Origin of the sequence: Sediminitomix flava (assembly GCF_003149185.1) — a bacterium.
Taxonomy (GTDB): Bacteria; Bacteroidota; Bacteroidia; order Cytophagales; family Flammeovirgaceae; genus Sediminitomix; species Sediminitomix flava.
The window spans coordinates 594,947-617,431 of sequence record NZ_QGDO01000003.1 but is presented as its reverse complement, the minus strand read 5'-3'; the positions used below and the strand labels follow the sequence as shown (position 1 = coordinate 617,431).

The window sequence follows — 22,485 nt, the reverse complement described above, 5'->3', positions numbered from 1 at the left end:
TCTAATATAAAATGAAAGGCATTGATAAATACTCAATGCCTTTTGCTTTTTCAATCACTTATAATTTTTGAACTAGCTCAATATCCATTCCCCAAGGGGTTTGAAAGTAAATCCACTTGATATTCTTAAATGAGCCTTTTGTATTATCTGCTGAAGGATCATTAAAAGTAGCTTCATGACCATGTACAGGCACATTATTCTGATGTAGAACTTTTACAACTTCATCAATATTATCTACCTCAAACGCTAAATGATGTCCTCCATGATCACTATTTTTAGGATACTCTACATTCTGATCAGGAGATTCATACTCAAACAATTCTAGCACTGTTCCATCAGGTAGTTTCATCATTTGAATATTATGAATTTCAGCTCTTGGATGAACATTTAGGTAATCTTTCATCCAGTAATCATCCGATTTAAACCCCCATGCCTCTCCAATTATTTCAGCATCGAACCATTCCTTAAAATATAGAGAAGCTTGTGCTAAATCTGGTACAGTAATACCAACATGATCCATTTTTTTGATTCCATTGATCATTTACTAAGCGATTTGAATTTGGTATAAAAATGAAGAATAGTTTAGTGCTTTATTACTCGAAGAGCATGTTCATTTGTACGAAGTATATAAACTCCACTTGGCAAACCATCCAATGAAAATGATAGGTTTGTATTTGACAATTGATTCAGATCAACCCTATGGTTCAGCTTCTTTCCTTGAATACAATAAATTTGTAAATCTTCAAGCAAGTGCCCCTCTCCTTCTAACATATAATTGTTTGTACCTCTTCTGCTTAAAATCAATTCTTCTACTTCAAATCGATCTTTCACAATAGTCTGCACAGGAGAATAGGAAATTGAACCATCCAAATCAACCTGTACAATCCTGTAAAAATTGATACCATGAACAGCCTCTCGATCTACAAATGAATATTCAGTTATAACCTCTGAATTCCCTCTTCCTTCTAGCTCTACCAATGACATCCAATTGATATGATCAATAGACCTTTCCACTCTAAATGATTTATTATCAAACTCAGAACCTGTCGCCCATTCAGCTAGAACACCCTCTTTAACTGTGGTTACATGAAAAGAGATAAACTTTACTGGAAGTGGTGTATCGTTATCTTCATTGATATCACAATTTGTTCCGTCAGAAGATACACAAACAGATATGTCGACTGAGGAATTATCAGTGTAATTCCCAATAGTTCCAGAAAAAGTTACGATACCTGAGCCACTAATATTTCCATTTCCCAAGTTTTCAAACTTATCCGTAACCTCAACATCATTACTGTTTACTTCAAAAGCTCCATTATCGTCAACTTTTAGATGTTCTAAGACCGTTATTGAACCGCCAGAAGCAACCGTACCTTGTGCATCTTCTAGTATAAAAAATTCACTCGCATCTTTTAGATCACCTGTAGAAGCTACAAAAAAAGTTGAAGCGTCACCTCCTGAACCTTTCATTTCAAGCTTATTCCCTTTCATGTCGAGAGTTCCATTGATAGTGAGTGTCGTTCCACCTGTAAAAACAATGTCTCCTACATTGTTATTTACTTCAGAACCTGCTGGAATAATTACATTGTCTACAGATGGATCAGGTACATGTCCACAACTCCAATTACTAGCTTTCCCCCAGTTACCAGCATTTTTGGTGAATGTACAATCATCTGCAAAGGTTGAAGAAATAGAAAATAAGGCAAGAAGAAATGTTGCATACAGTCTTACTGTACACTTTTTAGTTAGTGTCTGATTCAAAATAGTAAATTAGGTTAAGTTAATAGGTCAATAGTTAATTCGGACACAAATGAGGGTTTTCAACTTTAAGATTCAAAACTAGAAGTAAGGATCCCTATTAAAAACCATCATTTCTGATAAGATTTTTAGAGTTAAATCAGAAAATTCCAATTAAAACTCAGTAATTAGCTTCAAAAGTTCTTTCGTATCTAGTTTTGTTGTGGTCGCACTTTCACTTAATAGATCATCCGCCAATTGTCTTTTTTCATGATGCAACTGAATCATTTTTTCTTCAATTGTATTTTGTGTGATTAGTCTGTAGACCGTCACAGGTCTTTCTTGCCCAATTCTGTAAGCTCTGTCTGTGGCTTGGTCTTCTACGGCAGGATTCCACCACGGATCCATATGAATGACATAATCTGCTGTAGTGAGATTTAACCCTGTTCCTCCAGCCTTTAGAGAAATCAAGAAGACATCTCCTTCTCCACTTTGGAAATCATTGACTGCTTTTTCTCGATTCTTAAGAGTGGTAGAACCATCTAAATACTGATAAGAAACGCCTTCTTTTTCTAGTTCGACCTTTAGAATATTCAGATAACTCACAAACTGGCTAAAGACAAGTGCTCTGTGCCCTCCTGCTTTTAATTCTTTTACGGTTTCTAAGAAAAGACTTAGTTTACTACTCTCCCATTGCCATTCGTGATTGATCAATGTTGGGTGACAACAGGCTTGACGAAGTTTGGTCAGCTCTGCCAAGACTTTGAAAGCCCCGCCTTCTTTTTTCTTTTCAATGATGTCCTCAATCTCACCAATTGCCGTTCTTCTCAATGCCTCATAGTAAATTGACTCTTCTTCTGACATTTTTACATTGAGCACCATTTCTGTTTTCTGTGGTAACTCTTCCAACACCTCACTCTTCGTTCTTCTAAGAATAAAAGGAGCAATAATTTTTCGAAGATTTCGACGAGCTACTTTAGCATGAAGGTCATCATCAGACGTGATTCTTAAGATATAGTTGTCATTGAATGACTCCCAATCTCCCAACAAACCTGGATTGATAAACTGGAAGAGATTCCAGAGTTCGCCCAAATTATTTTCAATAGGTGTTCCCGTCGTCAGAATTCTAGTTTTTGCTTTCAGCTTCATCGCCTCTTCAGAACGTTTAGTCGATCTGTTCTTGATGGCTTGCGCTTCATCCAAAATAATTACATTCCAGCCTTTTTTTCTGAGTGCAGGAATACCCGTCTGTAAAAGTCCATAACTACAGATCAAAACATCATTCTGCCCTAAAGATTTAATCAGTGTTTCTCGCTTAGAGACTTCAGAAAGCAAATGTACGTTGAGCGTTGGTGCAAACTTCTGTATTTCTTTCACCCAATTGAAAGTCACTGAGGAAGGAGCGATTACTAAAGAAGCACCATCTTTAGCTTGTGCTAAAAGTAGCGTAATTGCTTGTAAAGTTTTCCCCAGTCCCATGTCATCTGCCAAACACGCTCCTGCCCCAGAAGCAGAAAGTATTGAAAGCCATTGATAACCGTCCAACTGATAATCTCTTAGGGTAGCTTGAAGATTTTTTGGTAATGAGAACTCAGTAGCATAAGCTGTTTCTACTCTATCCTCAAATTCTGTCCATGCTTGATCTGCATCAAGATTTATTTTCTCTTTCAACTCATGAAGAATGCCATAGGTCACTAAAGGATGCATATCAATTCCCTGCCTAAAGTCTTCAGCAAAATTCTCAAAGGCTGCCAACTGAGTTCTCAGTTTATTGGTCAAAGAGATAAATTGATTTTCCCGAACCTCTACAAACTGTAAACTTGGATTTTCTTTGTATTTGGAAAGAAGTTCCATCAGAGAAACGACAATTTCTTCATTGATTTTCAGCTCGCCATCCAAATGAAACCAATCGGTCTTTTTCATTTTTACAGACATCGACAATTGAGAAACATCTGCTGAAGCCAATAACTGAAACTTCACTCCTTTTGGCCATTCTATAATTGCTTTGAAAGCTCCCGACTGCAATTCCATTAGTGCATTCAGTGCTTCTACTCGGTCAGTCAATTCCCAAGAAAAATGCCCATCATGGGTATTGAAAAGATTCGGTCTATCGACAAAAAAGTTTCGTATAATTTCCTCTTCTACTCTAAAATCACGAACAGCTCTTGTACGCACACGTTGCACATCCTCGATCAAAGCTTCCTTTCCTTTGGTCGGAACAACATAAGGTAACTGTGTAGAAAAAGGCTTGAAATATAAATTCAGTTGAATGTTATTTCCTTTTGGTGTAAGCAAAGCATAAAGCTGCGTATCAGCAGAGATTTCGGGAAGCTCTTCTCTGATCTCATCAACCTTAGAATGCACATGAAGATTTCTGCTCAACTGTCCTACAACTGCTTTCAATTCATTCTTCGCTTCTTTCGGAATCAGAACACCTTGTGGAAAGGTGCTAAACCACTCTTTTACTTTTTCATCGACATTGAAATAAGTAAAACGTGTCGTACTCTCTTGCTTGACAGGAAAGTTCATATTGAAATCTTGTCCAAAATTCAGTTCATAGAAATCTCCATTTTCAGCAACTGATATTTCGATTTCTTCTTTAGTCACCGTCACTGACTGATCTATATTTTCTTCCAAAACAACATTTGGATGTCCTTCCAATCGTTTCCAAACTTCGAGAACTTCATAGGCTACATAATCTTCATAATACCCTTTATTGGTTTGGTATGCATGATTCAGAATTTCAAAATCCAGTTCAATAGCCCCTTTTATATCTTTTGAGATTAACTTCTGATCTGAAATCTTTTTCGGCTTACCCCACTTCCCAGATTTCAAACGATTCTGCTCAAAGGGTTTGACTTGAAGGTACTTTGGAGAAACCACCCAAATCAAACGATGCTGCGTGGCGTTCTCTTGTTCTTTCTTTTCCTCATCAATTTCTTTAAGCCTGTCAGCAAGTTTTTCCATTTTGGCCACTAAAGCTTTCCAATCGTTCGGGTCTTCTTGCTCAAAGATATTTTTCAACTGAAACCCATCTTCTACAAGCATTCTTTCAAACTGAGGTTGCAGCCATTCATCGTTAAATCGCACACAGAGTTCTGCGGTTATAGAAGCATACCAATTCAACCCTTTTCGATGATAACTTGAAGCTCTGAAATTGAGTTGTTCAACAATTTCATCAGTGACATAAAACTCATTTTTGAAAACTTCTTTGAGCAGAAATAAAATGATTGGAAACGAAAGAGGGGAAAGCTGTTTGAAAGCATCATCGAAATAGCTTTTCCAATAGCTCAATACATCCTCTTTGTAATTTTTACAATCGACATCTATTTCTGTTTTAAAAAGAATAAGAAGATCAATCAGATGTTCGTAAAAAAGGATTTGAGTGGTATTTGATTTGAGGAGAAATTTATATCTGTTGAATAAAAAGTCTCTGTGCGTATATTCTTCTCGAAGTAGAAAAAACACCAACAATACTTCCTTTTGCTGAGAAAGTAACTTCCAATTCTTAGACGATTTCTTCTTCGCTTCTTTGGAAAGATCAGCGATTCCACTTTCTGACAAAAAATTCTTTAGGACTTCACTATTCTTATGATTTATAAGGTTAGCATATGGAATTAGTCTTTGATAAAAATCGGACTTAAGCTCATTTTTTATAGCAAACTCTTTCCCTTTAAACTGATGATTTAAGAGTGACTTTAGCATTAGAAATCTTTCGCTAGAAGTCAATTCGTAAAGCGTAGTTAAACAGTTTGTGAGCCTCTCCAATGCTAACTTTCCATGATAAAGCTCCTTCAATAAAAGTTGAGTGATCTGATTCAAATTGTAATCATCTTCAATTAAGAAAGATGGAAAACATTTTTTCAGTTGGCAGAGAGCTACAAAACTCAAAACTAAATCTGCAGCAATTGGAGATTGAGAAAACTCAACTGTAGCTAACAGATAACTAAGCTGAACAAGCCTTTCAGAAATTGGCTGATCTATAAAGAAGTCACGAATGATATTATCTTGTTTCACTCGCTCATTCCAATATGAATTATACTTACTGCTTTGTTTTGCACTCAGATTGGATTGGTAAGTTTCAAAAAGAGAATGCTGATTTAAGGTAAAAAAGAAATAGTGTGCACAACTCACAAAAAGATCAGCAGAATCTACTTTATAAATACGTTGAAACTGGAAAGATTCATCATCTAAAAATTTACAGACAAACACTTCTTCGAGTAACAGATTCAATTCGGATTGATTGAACGCTTGAGATACTTCTATCACTCTATAAAAATCCCTTTTGATGGTCTGAATAGACTCTCCCGAATAGCCCACATACAACATTAGCGTGACAAGCTTGAGTTGTTGATCTTCTGGGTATCTTTGAATTTTTTGTTCAAAGTCAGTATAGCTATCAAGTAAAGAATTCGTAATCATGAGAATTTTTGGAAGTCTGTTTTGAAACTTTTGAAGGTACAAAGTTAAAAACTTTAACTCCCTATTATCCTATAAATGAAAAAAAGCCTGTGTTTCTTGTGCACAGACTTTCTTCATCAATCTACTTCTTTAAAGCTAGAATCGCCACACATTCTGACCACTTTAGGTAGAAATGTACCGACGATATCCACCAAATCTTTTTGGTGCTCCATTACCGAATGAATATCCTTGTAAGCCATAGGTGCTTCATCGAGTCCTGCTCCGAGTAATTCAATTCCGTGATCATTCAAATGCTGAATCACATCACTTTTCTGCAAGGTCTTTTTAGCCGCAGTTCTTGACATCTGACGCCCTGCTCCATGTGCTGCCGAATCTACCGAAAGTGGATTTCCTTTTCCTCGAACAATAAAACCGGGCGCAGTCATAGAACCAGGAATAACACCTAAAACGCCTTCTCCAGCTGGTGTCGCTCCTTTCCGATGAACAATATATTCTTTCCCATTCTGATCGACTTCCTTCCAAGCAAAATTGTGATGATTTTCTAACATAGCGAGAGGTTTTTCATTCAATACTTTTGCTATTCGATCATGAATTTGATGATGACAAGCCGAGGCGTAATCCCCTGCCAAATTCATAACAAGCCAATACTCTTGTCCTTCTTCTTTATTCAAATCTAACCAAGCCAGATGTTTTGCTTCTTTTGGTAAAAGACATTGATTCATGGCTATTTTGGTGTAATGATTGGCAATAGTAGCACCTAATCCTCTCGAACCCGAATGTGAAAGCAGTGCCAAATATTTCCCTTTTTTCAAACCCAATTCATGATCATCTTCGTGAATTTCAGTAATTCCAAACTCCACAAAGTGATTTCCGCCACCCGAAGAACCGATTTGTTTAGCAGCTCTATCTTTCAACTTTTTGACGATATCAATTTCATTAAAAAGAGGACTCGCCAAAATTTCATGATCTATAGGATTTCTGAAAGTATCTCTCCCAAATCGAGTTTCATTATTCAAAATCGTTTTCAGCTCTCCTTTTCGATCTTCTAACATAGAAACTGGAAGATCAAAAATACTCATACACATTCTACAACCAATATCTACACCCACTGCATAAGGAATGATTGAACTTTCAGTCGCTAAAACACCACCAATTGGTAAGCCATACCCTTGATGAGCATCGGGCATCAAAGCTCCCTTTCTCGCCACGGGTAATTTCATGACTGTTTCCATTTGGTTTAAAGCCCCATCTTCTATTCCATTAGCCCCATAAATCTCATAGGGTAAAGCTTGATCTAAGATTTCAATTGGCTGAGGAGCTTCTTTTTTATCTAGAAGACAATTTGCCAAATCCTTCAAATCGGGATGTTCAACAAAAAGTGTAACATCCGTATGTAATAGCTTTAAGGTATCAAGGGCATCGGCTACATCTTCTTCTGCTATTTGACTCATGTATTCTAAAGCCAAACTAATCGCTTTTCCTTCAAAGCCAATTGAAATAATATCTTTAGATGTATATTTCATTTCTTAATTCTTTAATCGTTTAAAAAATCATTTACCGTTCAAGCAATTTCTGCTTTATGGTAAAAACTTGATTTAACTTCAAAAGCAAATGCTCTTAAAAGCTCTCGAAGCTTCTCTTTATTGTGATTCTCATTTGGAAGATTCAACAGTAAGCGTTCTCTATATACATTTAACACCCTAAGAATATGCTCTCGTTTTTCTTCTTCAACATACTGCTTTTCATTTCCTGCTCGTTTCTGATCTAAACAAGATTTTGCAAGGACAATCACCTCATTTTCTTCGTCAAATTGAGAAAAGAGCTTTTCAATATCCAATTCTGCTAATCTATTTTGAGCAGCTAAATCAGCAGATAACAAAGCTCGAATACAGTAAAAGATCACTTTGTATGTAAACTTCTTTCCACTTTCTAAAAGTTGATAATGCTTCTTTGCCAAAGATATATAATGATAGAATATGGACTTAAAATTGACATGATCTAAAATCTTCAACTGATATGCTTCAAAGTTTTTTATATCTGAGAAATAAATGATGTCAGATCGGAACCATTCCAATATGGTAGCATTACCATCTAAAAGTAAATTCAGAAACTTATCTAAATCATAAGAGACAAAATCGAAGTCACCATCCATTACTTCAATCACATCTCTGTGTTTCTGAAAATCATACTTTTGAGCTATAGATTGAAGGTGAATACCTCGAACATCATAATCGCTATCGGGACTTGCTATATTCCAAAGTCGACTTCCACTTTCGATATAGAAAAGAGGGATTTCCTCCCTCCCTTCAAATACTTTATTGATCTGTTCTTTCATTGCTTTTTCTAATTTCTGATAAACAAGTCTCTTAATTGGTCTACGACCTGATTCCCTCCAGAGACGGAAATAGTATTGATCTTATCTGCGATCTTCTCAATGTATTCCATCTCTTTCAATTTGAAGAGCATTTGATTGTCTTCCATCAATTTTGCGGTATTCAATAAGCTTCGGGTAGAAGCTGTTTCCTCTCTTCGAGTGATAATATTTGCCTGAGCTTGTTTCTGAGCTACCAAAACTTGCTTCATGATTTCTTTCACTTCACCCGGCAAAATAATATCCTTTATTCCAGCATCAATCAATGAGACACCCAAGTCTGAGACTTTCTCTTTCAAGCTATCTAATACCTCTTTCGATATACTTTCTTTTCTTTCCAAAAGCTCATCCAAAGTCAAAGAACCAACAAAAGCTCTCAAAGCCAATTGCGTCAAAACATATAATTGTTTCTCATAGTCTTGATTATCCTCTAACGCTTTTCGGATATCTGTTACTTTGAATTGTGCTGTAAAATTGATGCGTAAAGCAGCTTTATCTTTGGTCAATATCTCTTGCCCAACAATCTCTTGTTGGCGCTCACGCAAATCCACTTTTCGTAAAGATATGTTGTGTGCATTCTTCCAAAAATAGTGATAACCTGCACCTAATTCTTTGTAGAAATCGCCATCAACATAAAGTAACCCTTTCTCGAAAGTATCAATATGAAATGAACGTACAAATGGAAATACACCAGCCAAGCTTAATTTATTTAGATCAAAATCAGATGGAATTTCTACATCAGAAATCTTCTGTTTGATAAAACTATTAGAGTTTAATCCTTTCCAATAAGCATGCTTACCTGTCGTGCTCAAAACTTCTTTGAAAACTCCATTTTCATATCGTAAAGCGATTTCTTGATCTTTGATTTCTATCACATCCAAATGCTCAGATAAATCTTCATGAACTAAGTAAAGATTTAAATTTCGGCTAGGCTTAAAAGCACCTTCCATCTCCAAGATTTCAACTTGTTCAAATGGTGAAAGCCAATAGACTCCGTCTAATATTACTCTGTTCAAATCCTTCGCTCGGTAAACGAGACCTATTTTCCCTTTGTTTATTCTTACCTTTTTCATTTTTATGTATTGGTTATTGTTCTCTATAAAAAAAGAGTAAGCCTCTTAATACATCATTGCCGAATACGGGCATCCATTGAGTTTGCTGTTTAAAAAAGATGAACTCATGCTATCATTGCATCAAAAAATCTTATGAGTTTAAAAAAGCAATTGATACATAATTTCATCTCATCAAATACAACTAACGGTATCCTTTACTGCTCAAAGTACTGGTCAATGTGCATCTAAGTCTAGCTTATCTGCCATGTACTAAGAGTACTTACCTTATGGTGTTTCAGTTTTAGAAGCGAAACAGACTTCGGAAATTGTTCTGCCAATTGAACTACTGTATTTAAACAGGTCGGATTCGAACCGACAACAAACGTGTAACTGTGCATTAACCCCTATGCTACTTCTTTCGAAGGGAGGATTCGAACCTCCGTAAACAGTGCAAAACCTCTGCGTGCTCACCCTTGCACCACCTTAAAGGAGAGGATTCGAACCTCTATCTCAGAGAACCTTATTGCTAGTAAACTAAACAGACAGTATATTTTTTGCGATTGCTCAAACACCGTGTAGCCCTTCTGAAACTACCTTCCGTTTAACTTACAATTCAAAGGTGAACACCTACTGCGCAGTCTTTTTGCGTAGAAGAAAATATTTCCTATTTTTCTCAAAATTTTTTGAGATGCCAGTAAATAGAAACGCTTTAATACGCTACAAAACCATTGACCAATGTCTGCAAAACAACTTCAGAAAATGGACTTTAGAAGATTTGATTGAGGCTTGTTCGGAAGCTTTATACGAATATGAAGGAATTGACAAAGGTATAAGTAAACGCACCATACAATCTGATATTCAGATGATGCGTAGTGATAAACTGGGCTATAATGCACCAATTATAGTTAAGGAGAAGAAGTATTATCAGTATGAAGATGCTAACTATAGTATTACAAATATTCCCATCTCTCAACAAGATCTAGGAAAGCTTTTAGAAGCCATAGAGTTTATGAAACAGTTCCAAGGTTTTTCACATTTCAGAGAATTGGACGGAATGGTGCAAAAATTGGAAGACCACATTTACTCTCAGAAGAATCAGACAGCATCTGTGATTGACTTTGAGAAGAATGAAAATTTGAAAGGATTAAAATGGCTTGACCCTTTATACAAAGCCATTACTCAAAAACGAACAATCACGCTAAACTATCAATCTTTCAAGTCTCGATACCCGAAAGACTTTCATATGTCTCCATACCTTTTGAAAGAGTTTAGAAATAGATGGTTTATTATCGGGAAATTGGGAGGAAACAAAGGTATTTTCAATTTGGCACTTGATCGAATTCTTGATATAAAAGCAAGTGAACAGCCATATACGGAAAGCCCCGATTTTGATCCGCAGTCGTATTTCAAGGATACCATTGGTGTGACCGTCAATCCCAATCAGAAAGGAGAAGATGTGAGATTATTTGTCACTCAAAAACATGCTCCCTATGTACTTACAAAGCCATTTCATGCGTCACAAAAGTTAGAGGAACAAAATCAGTTTGGAATCATCATTTCGCTGAAAGTGCAACATAATTTCGAGTTGGAAAAAGATATTCTTGGCTTTGGAGATGGCGTAAAAGTCATTAGTCCAAAACGGCTCAGAGAGAATATCAGATTTAGGATGAAGACAGCCATGTCTGCCTACGATAATGATATCAATGAAAAAATCATGGTTAATCTGTATCGAAAAATGAGTTATAGAGGAGGCGCGTTACTTCCACCTATTTATACAGAAACGGAACGAAACAAAATTCTAAATCAGATTTCAAATCATATTGAATACAAAAACGAACTAAGTAAAGAACTACAAATTGATATCTTTAATCAGAATTTGACCAATATTTCAGCTCATATTTTAGGAACAAAAACACTTACAGACGCCTTCTATTTTGAGCTTGAAAAAGGGCAAATCATTCCTTGGAATCAGAATTTCTCAACAGAGATAAAAACACATATTCCTTTTCATTCTTTAATGAAAAAAATAGAATGTGATGACTCCACAGTTCAAACGCTAGGACTACTTATTTGCTTCCATCAGTACTATGATACTTTCACTGGTTTAAATGTTTTTCACCGATCACATCTGAATAAATTAAGTCCTAAAGAAATTGAGTTGATTAGTTCGAATACATTAGCCCATCAAGTAGACCTTAGTGCGATGAGTGCTTTTGTTTTTCAGAAAGGATTATTGACCAAACTTGTATGTCCTCCAAATTTCAAGTCCGCGAAGTTTATTTATTTAGAATGGAAAGCTATAGATTAATCTTTCGGAATTTGATTTACAAATATCAATTGATCGGTAGGAAACCCTAAGCTTTTTGCTTTTTCAATAAAATGATTTTTCAACTCATCACTGACTACTGGTGTACGAGAAAGGAACCATAAATACTTTTCACTATCACCAGAAATAAAAGCATACTGATAATTCTTTTTATCCAATTCGAACACAACATAACTGCCATAAAAAGGACCGAAAAAAGATACTTTTAGATAAGCTTCATCTTTTTCTCTGACGAAAAAGGCTTTCCCTTCTGCATCTGACCACTCTCCTTTTTCAGTATCAAAACCTTTATTCAAAACTTTTACACCTCCATCCGATCGCATAGAATACGTAGCGGATACTTGTTCCAAACCTCGCTCGAAAGAGTGATCCAATCGTGCCACCTCGTACCATGTTCCTAAATAACTATCCAATTCAAAATCTTTTACAGGCTCTACAGTTTTAGGATAACCCAAACAGCTCGACAAGACCAAAAGAGAAATAATATATTTTAAGTTTCTCATCATCCAATTTTAGTTTATTAGTTTTATAGCCAAATAAATATAATTTATGAAACCAAACTTTTTAAGATCAGTTTTCAGAAGCGTACTTTTTATTTTTCTGATTATACTAACACAGATTGGAGGAATTGTGTTACTGCTTCACTATTTCCTTCTTCGTCTTCTTAAAAGAAAACAATTCCGATTTAATTTCTTTAGTTCAACAATTATCTACCTCTCTCTTTATTTACTCTTTTCACTTTTCTTAGTTCCTAGCATTGCCCCATTTTTTGGAAGAACTCCCTTGCCTTACAATTCTGAAAGTATAAAACCATTAAACAAGATCACTATACTATTGAATAGACATTATGTAAATCATAAGCTGAAAAATTCTCTAGAAGAAATTGCCACTGACTTTCAGAATTCTTATCCACATTCTAGTCTAATTTATCTAGATGCAAACTTTCCATTTTGGGATGGATTCCCATTGATACCTCACTTAAGTCATAACGATGGACAAAAAATTGATTTAGCATTTTATTATAAATCTGAAAATGGAGAAGTACTTGAAGATACTGCACCATCTTGGATTGGTTATGGCGCTTTTGAAGAAGCTAAAAAAGGAGAAGAAAACACGAATAAACGATGTCTAGAAAATGGTTTTATCCAATATGATTTAGCTAAATACCTAAGTCCTAGTTGGAGTCAAGCAGAGATGATTCTTGATATAGAAAGAACCATGGCACTTATGAATGCCATCATCCGTAATTCCGATATTCAAAAGATATTTATTGAACCTCATTTAAAAAGTCGAATGAAACTAACTCATAGCAAAGTACGATTCCATGGTTGTCATGCTGTCCGACATGATGATCATATACATATTCAACTTTAAATGAGCTTAGTCCCTTGATTAAATTTTCAGTTAGAATATTACTTTTTAAAACTAATCTTTCTCTCTAGTCTGTTCTAGTTTCAAAGTTAATAAACTAGACTAAACAGACCCATGTTGAAACAGCTAATATTGCTATTTTCTACTACCCTATATTTCACTTTTCATTCTTTTGCACAAAAAGCTTACTCTCCAAAAGCTGAAAACTTTGAACATTCCATTATTACTCCCAAGACTATCACTGAACTAAAAAAAGGACATTATCTAATTGATTTTGGTAAAGCTTACTTTGGTACTTTACAAATTCAAACTAGCCAAAAACAAGGTAAAAAGTTAATTATTGATCTAGGTGAAAAACTAAACGACCAAAATAGAATAGATAAAAAACCTGGTGGATATATAAATTATTGCCGCATAAAGCTAGATCAAATTCCAAATCATGAATTGATAGATATCGCCATTCCTGAAAAGTATTTACCTCGTCGTTCTGCGGTATCAGCTCCAAAAGAGTTTCAAGAAGTTATACCATTTAGATACTGTGAAATTCAGAATTTACAAATCCCTATCGAATCTATAAAGATAAATTTAAAAGCGCTTCACTATTCTTTTAACGATCATAAAAGTTCGTTTACTTCATCAGACACAATCTTAAATCAGATATGGGATTTATGTAAACACACAATAAAAGCTACTAGTTTTACAGGTTATTACATAGATGGACACAGGGAAAGAAAGCCTTATGAAGCTGATGCTTTTATCAATCAACTCAGTCATTACTGTGTTGATACCAATTATGATATTGCTCAAAATACCAATCAATATTTCATTGACAATCCGACATGGCCTACAGAATGGATTCTTCATACCGCAAAACTTTTCTACACCGACTATTTGTACTCTGGAGATACTAAATATTTAAAAGAGAACTACGAAAAATTAAAAGCAAGGTCGCTCATAGCACTAGAAAGAGAAGATGGGCTAATAAGTACAAGCTCTTTAGTTTCTGGAGATTCATTGCACAAAACCATAGGATTTAAAAAGGTCAATACTCAAATCAAAGACATAGTAGACTGGCCAGCTGTTGAAAGAAATAACTTCCAATTCAAACCGTACAACACAGTAGTAAATGCATTTTACTATGAAAATCTTTCTATGTTGTCTCTTATAGCTAGTACCATAGGCAAAAAAGATGAAGCTAATTTTTACCTTGAGAAGGCCAAAAAATTGAAAGAGAGTTACAATGATGTTTTTTTTGATGAGAAATTGGGGATATATAAAGATGGAGAAGAAGCCTCTCATTACTCTTTACATGCCAATTTCTTTTCTTTAGCAATGGGACTTGTTCCAAAAGAACATACTAAAACAGTTATTGAATTTATTAAGGAAAAGGAAATGAGTTGTAGTGTATATGGTGCTCAATACTTACTAGAAACACTATTACAACATTACGAATCTGAGTATGCTTTACAACTTATTACTGAAACTAAAAAGACTAGATCGTGGTGGAATATGATAGAGGCAGGCTCTACTATGACGATGGAGGTTTGGGATAAAAAATACAAGGAAAACCTAGATTGGAATCATGCTTGGGGTACTGCTCCACTCAATATTATCACTAGAAATCTTTGGGGTATAAAACCAACTTCCGCTGGATTCAAAATTGCAGAAATAAAACCTCAACTACACAATCTGAAATATTCTACTATAAAAGTACCTACTTTAAAAGGGGAAATTATAGCTACTTATAATTTAGATAAAGATGGAAATCTGTCATATGAATTTGAGATACCAAATAATATGACCGCTATTTTTCATAGCATTAAAAACTACCAAATTCTATATAATGGATTTAAAATAAATGATGGAAAAATAGAACTAACACCTGGTAAACATAGCCTTATAGAACTAAGAAATAAATCGAAATAAGAATGCTTGAGTTGGCAACAACTCAAGCATTCTCAAAATTTAATTACTAAACAATTTCAGCCTTCTTTGTCCAATAACGCATTAAACCAGCCACACTCATCCATGCAGGGTTTGCAGCATCATATTGAGCTATACCTACTTCATCTACTCCTTGTTTACGTAGTTCTTCTTGGCAAAAAGCATTAAACTCTTTCGTTAACTCTAAAACATCAACTCTTGGTTTCATTCGCGCTCTAATCCAGTTTGCAACAGTATGAAGATCTTTTTCCAAAGCATCCAAATGAGCTTCTACTTCCGTGATTTCGCCATAATGCGTTAAGAAAAGTCTTGCAGGTGCAATCTTACGAATCAGATCTAGAGATACTTTCCAATCTTCCAAATTGATATCTGGAGGAGGACAAGGAGAAACTACAGGACCATTGCCAATTTTCACTCCAGCTACATCTCCTGTGAACAGACTATCACCCAATTGCCACGCAATATGGTGTTTTGCATGACCAGGAGTGTACCACGCTTTGATTTCTGTATCGCCAAATTGAAATACTTGGTCATCTTGAACTTCCACAATTTTTTCCTCAGGGATATTTTTCATGTCTCCCCAAAGTACATCCATCTGATCTTTGTAAATCATTCTAGCTGAAGCCATCAACTTAGATGGATCGACCATGTGTCTTTTGCCAAATGGGTGCATGTAAATCGTTGCTCCCATTTCAGCAAATTTCCATGCTGCACCAGCGTGGTCGAGGTGGATATGAGTTAGTAAAACATGTTTCACATCTGAAACTTTATACCCTGCTAGTTCTATTGCTTTTTCTAGGTTAGGATAGGTTGAATAAGGACCTGTTTCAACCAATACAGGACCTTCAGAAGTAGGAATGATAAATGATGCAATTGCCTCATCCTTCCCCAAGAAGTTTAAATCAATAGTTTTTACCATTTTCAAAAAGTGTTTAAGTTTAGTATAGTGTTTATATTAATCAGTTGGTAATAAACGTACAATCATAGACTCAATTGTTAAGCCTGGACCAAACGCCATACCCAATATTATTTTCGGTTCTTCAACCTCGTTTATCTCAGTAAGTAGTTTTTTCAGAACGAACAGAATTGTAGCAGAAGACATATTTCCGTAATCTCTAAGGACTTCATGAGCGACTGCATTTTGCTCTTTTGTAATCCCTAATTTCTTCTCAACTTCTTGTAGAATTTTCTTCCCTCCAGGGTGAATTGCATAAAAGTCTACTTCATCCTGATTAGCTGACGATTTTGAAAATAGATTTTGTATCAGAACATCCATTTCATCTCTGATCAACTCCGGAACTAGGGTTGTCAAACCCATTTTAAAACCATGATCTTCAATATGCCATTGCATTTCTGTTTTACCCTGTGGTACTAAATCTGCAAAAAAAGTATTCAATTCTAACTGAAACTTTCTCGGAGCATCTACTTTTCCTTCAACTAATGCTGCTGCTGATCCATCTGCAAACAATGAAGCGGCAAGAAGTTGTTCTTCATCTTTAGAATGCTGAAAATGAAGCGTACATAACTCAACTGAAACAACTAAGACCTTACTATTTTTATCCGCTTCACAAATAGACTTTGCTAACTTTAAAGCATTGAATGCACCATAGCAACCCATAAAGTTTACGGCAGTCCGTTGTATTGAAGATTTAAGCGGTAACTCTTGAACCAACTCAATATCTAAACCTGGTGCGTACATTCCTGTACAACTTACCGTAATTAAATGCGTTATTTCATCATAAATCTCATCTTCAAGACCTTGAAAAGCATCTAAAACTGCATTTTTTGCTAATCCCAAAGCTGACTTCTCATAATATTGCATTCGCTGTGAGATTGGAGGAGAAAAATCTAAATCATCTTCTCTAAAAAATTCTAACTGCTCTTTTTTTTCAAAATCTGGAATTACCGAATGCCGATGCTGAATACCTGTCGCTCTATATAAAATAGATAGCTTACGCTCTTCAACATGATCTAATTTCAGAAGCTTAGACATAAAAGGTACAAGCTCTGATTGGGAGATTTTATATTCTGGAACAGCAGTTCCTAAAGCAGTTAAAATAGCAGTCATCAGGTAATGATTAGTTTATAAAAAAGTTAGTCTTTATAGTTTTTTTGTTATTTCAGATTTCAGTTCGTCTTTTTTATCAAAAAGAATATCAATTTCTATAGGAAGATAAGCAATTGACTTCCCTTTTAATAACTCTAGGATTGAAGGATTTGTTAGTTTGACCATATCCTTCTCTGTTGTCACAATCATTCCATTTCCAGAAGTTTCTTTTTCGAACCTTTCTAGTATTTTCTCTACTCTAAACTCTGAGTAATGAAAATGATCTGCTTTCTCATCATGATGAATAATTTGAGAATAGTGAGAAATATATTCTTTCATCGGATTAGCATTTGCTATTCCAGTTAGCAAGTATGTCTTATCTGCCCAATCTAGAGTCTCATTATGATTTTGAACAGATTTCAACTTACCATATTTTATAGAACTAAAAAATACAGGCGTATCCTCTCCAGCATATCTTTGAACCTCAGTACTCATTTGAGCCGCTTGAGTTTTTGATAAATCAGCAGGACATTTTGTAATAATTACAATATCAGCTCTACTTGCTCCTATTCTTTTCTCCCTCAGCCTACCAGCTGGCATGATGAAATCATCATAAAAAGGACGTTGAAATTCAGTGAGCATAATATTTACATCTCGATCTACAGCTCTATGTTGAAAAGCATCATCGAGAATAATCATATTTATATTTTCATGCTGATAAAGCATTTGAGGAATTGCCATTGCTCGTTCTTCCCCAACAGCCACAACATGTTTCTCTCCAAATTTAGATTGGTATTGCGCAGGCTCATCCCCTATTTCTTGTGCTGTAGGATGTTCATTAGCCAATAAAAAACCTTTCGTTCTTCTTCCATACCCTCTACTTAAAATCCCCAAATTATATTCATCCTCAAACAAGGAAACTAGTAATTCAACATGAGGAGTCTTCCCTGTACCACCTACAGAAAGGTTTCCAACAGATATAATCTTTAGATCAAACTGAGAAGCCCTAAAAATATTTTTCTTATATAAAAAGTTTCTGAAGGACATAATTCCTCCGTACAATCCACCCAAAGGACGTAATACCGTTTTCAACACATTATTCATAGCCTAAATTTAAACAAAAAAAGCCTGTCCAATTAGATTGAACAGGCTTAAATCATTTCAAATATTTCTTAAGCAGAAGCTAAAGCTTCTTTTACTTTCTCTGCTGCATCTTTCAATACTACTGCAGAAATTACTTTAAGACCAGACTCATTGATCAATTGAGCAGCCTCTTCTGCATTAGTACCTTGAAGTCTTACAATAATTGGAACTTCAATGTTACCAATATTTTTGTATGCTTCAATTACACCTTTAGCAACACGGTCACAACGAACGATACCACCGAATACGTTGATCAAGATTGCTTTTACTTTAGGGTCAGAAAGGATGATACGGAAACCATTCTCTACTGTCTCAGCATTCGCAGAACCTCCAACATCAAGGAAGTTTGCAGGCTCACCACCAGACAATTTAATCATGTCCATTGTAGCCATTGCAAGACCAGCACCATTTACCATACAACCTACGTTACCATCAAGCTTCACGTAGTTCAAGTTATATTTTCCTGCTTCAACTTCAGAAGGGTCTTCTTCAGTCAAGTCACGGAACTCTTGATTATCTTTGTGACGGTAAAGAGCATTTTCTTCTAGAGAAATCTTTGCATCTACTGCCAAGATTCTATCATCTGTTGTTTTAAGAACAGGGTTGATTTCGATCATTTCAGCATCTTCTTTTACATATACATTGTAAAGACCTGAAACGAATTTCACCATTTCTTTGAAAGCTTTACCTGAAAGACCTAGGTTAAAAGCAATTCTTCTAGCTTGGAAACCAGTCAAACCTACTTTAGGATCGATATCTTCAGTAAAGATCAAATGAGGAGTTTTTTCAGCAACTTCCTCGATATCCATTCCACCTTCTGTAGAGTACATAACCATGTTACGTCCTGTACCTCTATTCAATAAGATAGACATGTAAATCTCAGAAAGCTCAGACTCTCCTGGATAATATGTATTTTCTTGTACTAGTACTTTATAAACTTTTTTACCTTCTGCGCCAGTTTGTGGAGTCACAAGCTGCATCCCGATAATATTAGAAGCATGTTCTTTTACTTCTTCAAGATTGCTAGCAATTTTTACTCCGCCGCCTTTACCACGACCACCAGCATGAATTTGAGCTTTTACAGCCCACTTTTGCGTTCCAGTTTGCTCAGTTAAAGCTTCAGCTGCTGCTACAGCTTCCTCTGGCGTATTCGCCAAAATACCTTCACCGATTGCTACGTTGTGTCTTTTTAATAGCTCTTTCGCCTGATACTCATGTATATTCATAGAAGTTCCCTTTAGGGGTATTAAATAACTTGGAATCTTAATATTTAGCTCTATTAAGAGCAATTTTAAACAAAAGTTAACTCATATCATAATTGCCTATGCAAATAAAAGAAAACTTTACATCGCCAAGTCAAATATAGCACATAAAAAAGAACCGTAGGTTATGTTTTACCTACGGTTCTGTGATTTTTAAGAAACTATATTATTTTAAAACAAACTATTATTTTTTCGCAACAGTTTTCCTTTTTGTAGCCGTTGTTTTCTTAGCTGTTGTTGCTTTTTTAGTAGTTGTTTTTTTCGTTGTCGTCTTTGCTTTAGTTGCTGTTGTTTTCTTTTCAGCAGCAGTCGTCTTCTTAGCAGCTGCACCTTTCTTTTTAGCAGGTGCTTTCATTCCCTCTTCAATCAACTTCATAGTTTCCTCAAAAGTCAATTCAGAAGCTTCTGTTTCTTTAGGGATTTTATAGTTCTTCTTTTTGTAAGAAATATAAGGTCCCCAACGACCATTTAAAATTTGAATTTCAGGATCTTCATCAAAAGCTTTGATAAATTTCTTTGCATCAGCTTCTCTTTTAGCCAAAATCAAAGCGATTGCTTCATCCAAAGTAATAGTTTCAGGCGCAAGTTCTTTGCCGATAGATACAAACTTACCATCGTGACGAATATAAGGTCCAAATCTACCAATTGCAGCTACTACTACTTTATCTTCAAACTCTCCTACAGTTCTAGGTAATTTGAATAATTCTAAGGCATCTTCTAAAGTAATACTCTCTAAATATTGACCTTTTCTTAAAGAAGCATACTTTGGTTTTTCAGCCTCCTCGTCTCCTTCTTCAGGAGTTGTTCCGATTTGAGCTATTGGGCCAAACTTACCTAAACGTACAGTTACTTCTTTTCCTGAAACTGGATCAGTACCAAGAACTCTTGAACCACCAATTTCTGAGCGATCAGCCTTTTCTGTAGTTGTTTCTACTGTTTCATGGAAAGAACCATAGAAATTCTTGATCATTGAATTCCATTCTTTTCCTCCATTGGCAATCTCATCAAATTGTTCTTCAACTTGGGCTGTAAAAGAATAGTCAACAATGTCAGGGAAATACTTCACCAAGAAATCATTAACAACCATTCCAATATTAGTAGGGAATAGTTTATTCTTCTCGTTACCTACAATTTCAGTTTGGTCAGTATCTTTAATTGCGCCATCTTTCAATCTTAGATGACGATACTTTCTTTCTTTACCATCTCTAGCCTCCTTCACAACATAATCACGCTTTTGGATCGTTGAGATTGTTGGAGCATAAGTAGATGGACGACCAATGCCCATTTCTTCAAGCTTTTTCACAAGACTTGCTTCTGTATATCTTGCTGCAGGTCTTGTAAATCTTTGAATGGCATCCATTTGACTTAAAGCTAAAGATTGTCCGACAGACAATGGCGGTAACATTGAACTATCACCATCATTATCGGCATCATCTTCATCCTTAGATTCTATATATACTTTCAAGAAACCGTCAAAAACTATCACCTCACCAGATGCGGTAAATTGTTCCTCAGCTGTTGAAACACTAATCTTAGCAATTGTCTTTTCAAGTCTAGCATTAGACATTTGAGATGCGATTGCTCTTTTCCAAATCAACTCATAAAGACGAGCTTCTCGGTTGTCATCAACATCATTCACAGACGGAATTGAGAAATTAGTAGGTCTGATAGCTTCGTGAGCCTCTTGAGCAGATTTCGATTTTGTTTTGAAATGTCTAGTCTCTACGTACTCTTCTCCATAAGTTGAAGAAATAACATCAGCTGCGGCAGCTTTAGCTTCTTCTGAGATGTTAACAGAATCTGTACGCATATAGGTAATCTTACCAGACTCGTACAATTTCTGAGCTAGAATCATTGTCTGAGAAACAGAGTAACCTAATTTTCTACTTGCCTCTTGTTGTAAAGTTGAAGTAGTAAAAGGAGCTGCTGGAGTTCTTTTACCAGGCTTTTTCTGCAAATCAGCAATTTGATATTCTCCTTTTAGACAAGCTTCTAAGAATACTCTGGCTTCTTCTTCGGTTTTGAATTTCTTAGGGAGCTCCGCCTTTAATACTTTACCTTGATCTAAGTCAAATTCTGCAACTACCTTAAAAGAAGACTCAGGAGTAAAAGCCTCCACTTCTCGTTCCCTTTCAACAACTAATCTTACGGCAACCGATTGAACACGGCCAGCAGAAAGACCTCTTTTAATTTTTTTCCAAAGAACTGGTGATAATTCATAACCAACTAAACGGTCTAGAATACGACGCGCTTGCTGAGCATTCACCAAATCTATATCAATTGTTCTTGGAGAATCTATTGCTTTAAGGATTGCTGATTTCGTAATTTCTCGGAAAACAATCCTTTTCGTATTATCATTATTTAATTTTAGCGTCTCGTACAAGTGCCAAGATATCGCTTCTCCCTCGCGGTCATCATCGGTCGCTAACCATATATATTCAGCATCCTTCACTTCCTTGTTCAACTCTTTTATGACTTCCTTCTTATCTGAAGAAACTTCATAAACAGGGGTGAAATCATTCTCAATATCAATAGCTTTATCACCTTTCGGTAAATCTCGTATGTGGCCGTAACTTGATCTTACTGTAAAGTCTTTCCCCAAATACTTCTCGATCGTCTTTGCCTTAGCTGGGGACTCTACGATGACTAGATTTTTTGACATCTTGTCCAGGTTAATTTAAAATTCCAATGTCTTTAAAAGACTTAAAAAAAATAATGAAAGTGCCTCAATTCCTAAAAGAACAATGCATTTAGGGCAATAATAGCATAATTTTCGGCAAAAATCTCAAACAAGATAGACTCTTTTAAAA

The 22,485-nt window shown here is 35.5% G+C and carries 15 protein-coding genes and 1 tRNA gene; 3 read left to right on the top strand and 13 right to left on the bottom strand.

All coding sequences use genetic code 11. The features are described from left to right. Nucleotides 1-58: 58 nt before the first annotated feature. The 7 genes from BC781_RS14315 to BC781_RS25490 form a co-directional block, all read right to left on the bottom strand. Nucleotides 59-541, bottom strand: coding sequence for a VOC family protein (locus tag BC781_RS14315; RefSeq protein WP_109618902.1), 483 nt, complete (start codon nt 539-541; stop codon nt 59-61). Between the two features lie 41 nt (nt 542-582). Beyond that, nucleotides 583-1,761 (bottom strand): hypothetical protein, encoded by a 1,179-nt coding sequence (locus tag BC781_RS14310; RefSeq protein WP_109618900.1) that lies wholly within the window; start codon nt 1,759-1,761, stop codon nt 583-585. Between the two features lie 150 nt (nt 1,762-1,911). Continuing rightward, nucleotides 1,912-6,159, bottom strand: coding sequence for a DEAD/DEAH box helicase (locus BC781_RS14305; RefSeq protein ID WP_109618897.1), 4,248 nt, complete (start codon nt 6,157-6,159; stop codon nt 1,912-1,914). A 116-nt stretch (nt 6,160-6,275) separates the two neighbouring features. Further along, nucleotides 6,276-7,682, bottom strand: coding sequence for an RtcB family protein (locus BC781_RS14300; RefSeq protein WP_109618896.1), 1,407 nt, complete (start codon nt 7,680-7,682; stop codon nt 6,276-6,278). A 38-nt stretch (nt 7,683-7,720) separates the two neighbouring features. Further along, nucleotides 7,721-8,494, bottom strand: coding sequence for a nucleotidyltransferase domain-containing protein (locus BC781_RS14295; RefSeq protein ID WP_109618895.1), 774 nt, complete (start codon nt 8,492-8,494; stop codon nt 7,721-7,723). Nucleotides 8,495-8,502: 8 nt separating this feature from the next. After that, a complete protein-coding gene (locus BC781_RS14290; RefSeq protein WP_109618894.1) occupies nt 8,503-9,603 on the bottom strand; it encodes a slipin family protein in 1,101 nt (366 codons plus the stop codon). Between the two features lie 395 nt (nt 9,604-9,998). Further along, nucleotides 9,999-10,070 (bottom strand) — tRNA-OTHER (locus tag BC781_RS25490). Between the two features lie 200 nt (nt 10,071-10,270). Here BC781_RS25490 and BC781_RS14285 point away from each other — a divergent pair. After that, entirely contained in the window at nt 10,271-11,890 is a 1,620-nt protein-coding gene (locus tag BC781_RS14285; protein ID WP_109618893.1) for a helix-turn-helix transcriptional regulator, read from the top strand. Here BC781_RS14285 and BC781_RS14280 read toward each other — a convergent pair. Further along, on the bottom strand, nt 11,887-12,414 hold the full coding sequence (locus BC781_RS14280) for a lipocalin family protein (RefSeq protein ID WP_211323817.1): 528 nt from the start codon (nt 12,412-12,414) through the stop codon (nt 11,887-11,889). The two genes, BC781_RS14285 and BC781_RS14280, sit on opposite strands and share 4 nt — an antisense overlap. 43 nt (nt 12,415-12,457) lie before the next feature. On the opposite strand from BC781_RS14280, the gene BC781_RS14275 reads away from it, so the two are divergent. Together BC781_RS14275 and BC781_RS14270 are read left to right on the top strand one after the other, a co-directional pair. After that, the gene (locus BC781_RS14275) at nt 12,458-13,282 is read left to right on the top strand and encodes a hypothetical protein (protein WP_109618892.1); all 825 of its coding nucleotides are present in this window, start codon (nt 12,458-12,460) and stop codon (nt 13,280-13,282) included. A 111-nt stretch (nt 13,283-13,393) separates the two neighbouring features. Next, nucleotides 13,394-15,205 (top strand): family 78 glycoside hydrolase catalytic domain, encoded by a 1,812-nt coding sequence (locus BC781_RS14270; protein ID WP_109618889.1) that lies wholly within the window; start codon nt 13,394-13,396, stop codon nt 15,203-15,205. 46 nt (nt 15,206-15,251) lie between these two features. Here BC781_RS14270 and BC781_RS14265 read toward each other — a convergent pair whose 3' ends face one another. The 5 genes from BC781_RS14265 to topA form a co-directional block, all read right to left on the bottom strand. Then, on the bottom strand, nt 15,252-16,142 hold the full coding sequence (locus BC781_RS14265; RefSeq protein ID WP_109618888.1) for an MBL fold metallo-hydrolase: 891 nt from the start codon (nt 16,140-16,142) through the stop codon (nt 15,252-15,254). A 36-nt stretch (nt 16,143-16,178) separates the two neighbouring features. Further along, nucleotides 16,179-17,291, bottom strand: coding sequence for a type III polyketide synthase (locus tag BC781_RS14260; RefSeq protein WP_109618886.1), 1,113 nt, complete (start codon nt 17,289-17,291; stop codon nt 16,179-16,181). A gap of 33 nt (nt 17,292-17,324) precedes the next feature. Next, nucleotides 17,325-18,374, bottom strand: a complete 1,050-nt coding sequence (gene lpxK / locus BC781_RS14255) for a tetraacyldisaccharide 4'-kinase (protein WP_109618883.1) — start codon at nt 18,372-18,374, stop codon at nt 17,325-17,327. A 68-nt stretch (nt 18,375-18,442) separates the two neighbouring features. Continuing rightward, nucleotides 18,443-19,639 (bottom strand): ADP-forming succinate--CoA ligase subunit beta, encoded by a 1,197-nt coding sequence (gene sucC / locus BC781_RS14250; RefSeq protein ID WP_109618881.1) that lies wholly within the window; start codon nt 19,637-19,639, stop codon nt 18,443-18,445. 220 nt (nt 19,640-19,859) lie between these two features. Continuing rightward, the gene (topA, locus tag BC781_RS14245) at nt 19,860-22,337 is read right to left on the bottom strand and encodes a type I DNA topoisomerase (RefSeq protein ID WP_109618879.1); all 2,478 of its coding nucleotides are present in this window, start codon (nt 22,335-22,337) and stop codon (nt 19,860-19,862) included. Between the last annotated feature and the right edge of the window lie 148 nt (nt 22,338-22,485).

What these genes read in the sequence shown, in the direction of transcription:
- BC781_RS14315 (WP_109618902.1), bottom strand. Translation starts at nt 541, where the DNA reads ATGATCAATGGAATCAAAAAAATGGATCATGTTGGTATTACTGTACCA.
- BC781_RS14305 (WP_109618897.1), bottom strand. Translation starts at nt 6,159, where the DNA reads ATGATTACGAATTCTTTACTTGATAGCTATACTGACTTTGAACAAAAA.
- BC781_RS14300 (WP_109618896.1), bottom strand. Translation starts at nt 7,682, where the DNA reads ATGAAATATACATCTAAAGATATTATTTCAATTGGCTTTGAAGGAAAA.
- BC781_RS14295 (WP_109618895.1), bottom strand. Translation starts at nt 8,494, where the DNA reads ATGAAAGAACAGATCAATAAAGTATTTGAAGGGAGGGAGGAAATCCCT.
- BC781_RS14290 (WP_109618894.1), bottom strand. Translation starts at nt 9,603, where the DNA reads ATGAAAAAGGTAAGAATAAACAAAGGGAAAATAGGTCTCGTTTACCGA.
- BC781_RS14285 (WP_109618893.1), top strand. Translation starts at nt 10,271, where the DNA reads ATGCCAGTAAATAGAAACGCTTTAATACGCTACAAAACCATTGACCAA.
- BC781_RS14280 (WP_211323817.1), bottom strand. Translation starts at nt 12,414, where the DNA reads ATGATGAGAAACTTAAAATATATTATTTCTCTTTTGGTCTTGTCGAGC.
- BC781_RS14275 (WP_109618892.1), top strand. Translation starts at nt 12,458, where the DNA reads ATGAAACCAAACTTTTTAAGATCAGTTTTCAGAAGCGTACTTTTTATT.
- BC781_RS14270 (WP_109618889.1), top strand. Translation starts at nt 13,394, where the DNA reads ATGTTGAAACAGCTAATATTGCTATTTTCTACTACCCTATATTTCACT.
- BC781_RS14265 (WP_109618888.1), bottom strand. Translation starts at nt 16,142, where the DNA reads ATGGTAAAAACTATTGATTTAAACTTCTTGGGGAAGGATGAGGCAATT.
- BC781_RS14260 (WP_109618886.1), bottom strand. Translation starts at nt 17,291, where the DNA reads ATGACTGCTATTTTAACTGCTTTAGGAACTGCTGTTCCAGAATATAAA.
- lpxK (WP_109618883.1), bottom strand. Translation starts at nt 18,374, where the DNA reads ATGAATAATGTGTTGAAAACGGTATTACGTCCTTTGGGTGGATTGTAC.
- sucC (WP_109618881.1), bottom strand. Translation starts at nt 19,639, where the DNA reads ATGAATATACATGAGTATCAGGCGAAAGAGCTATTAAAAAGACACAAC.
- topA (WP_109618879.1), bottom strand. Translation starts at nt 22,337, where the DNA reads ATGTCAAAAAATCTAGTCATCGTAGAGTCCCCAGCTAAGGCAAAGACG.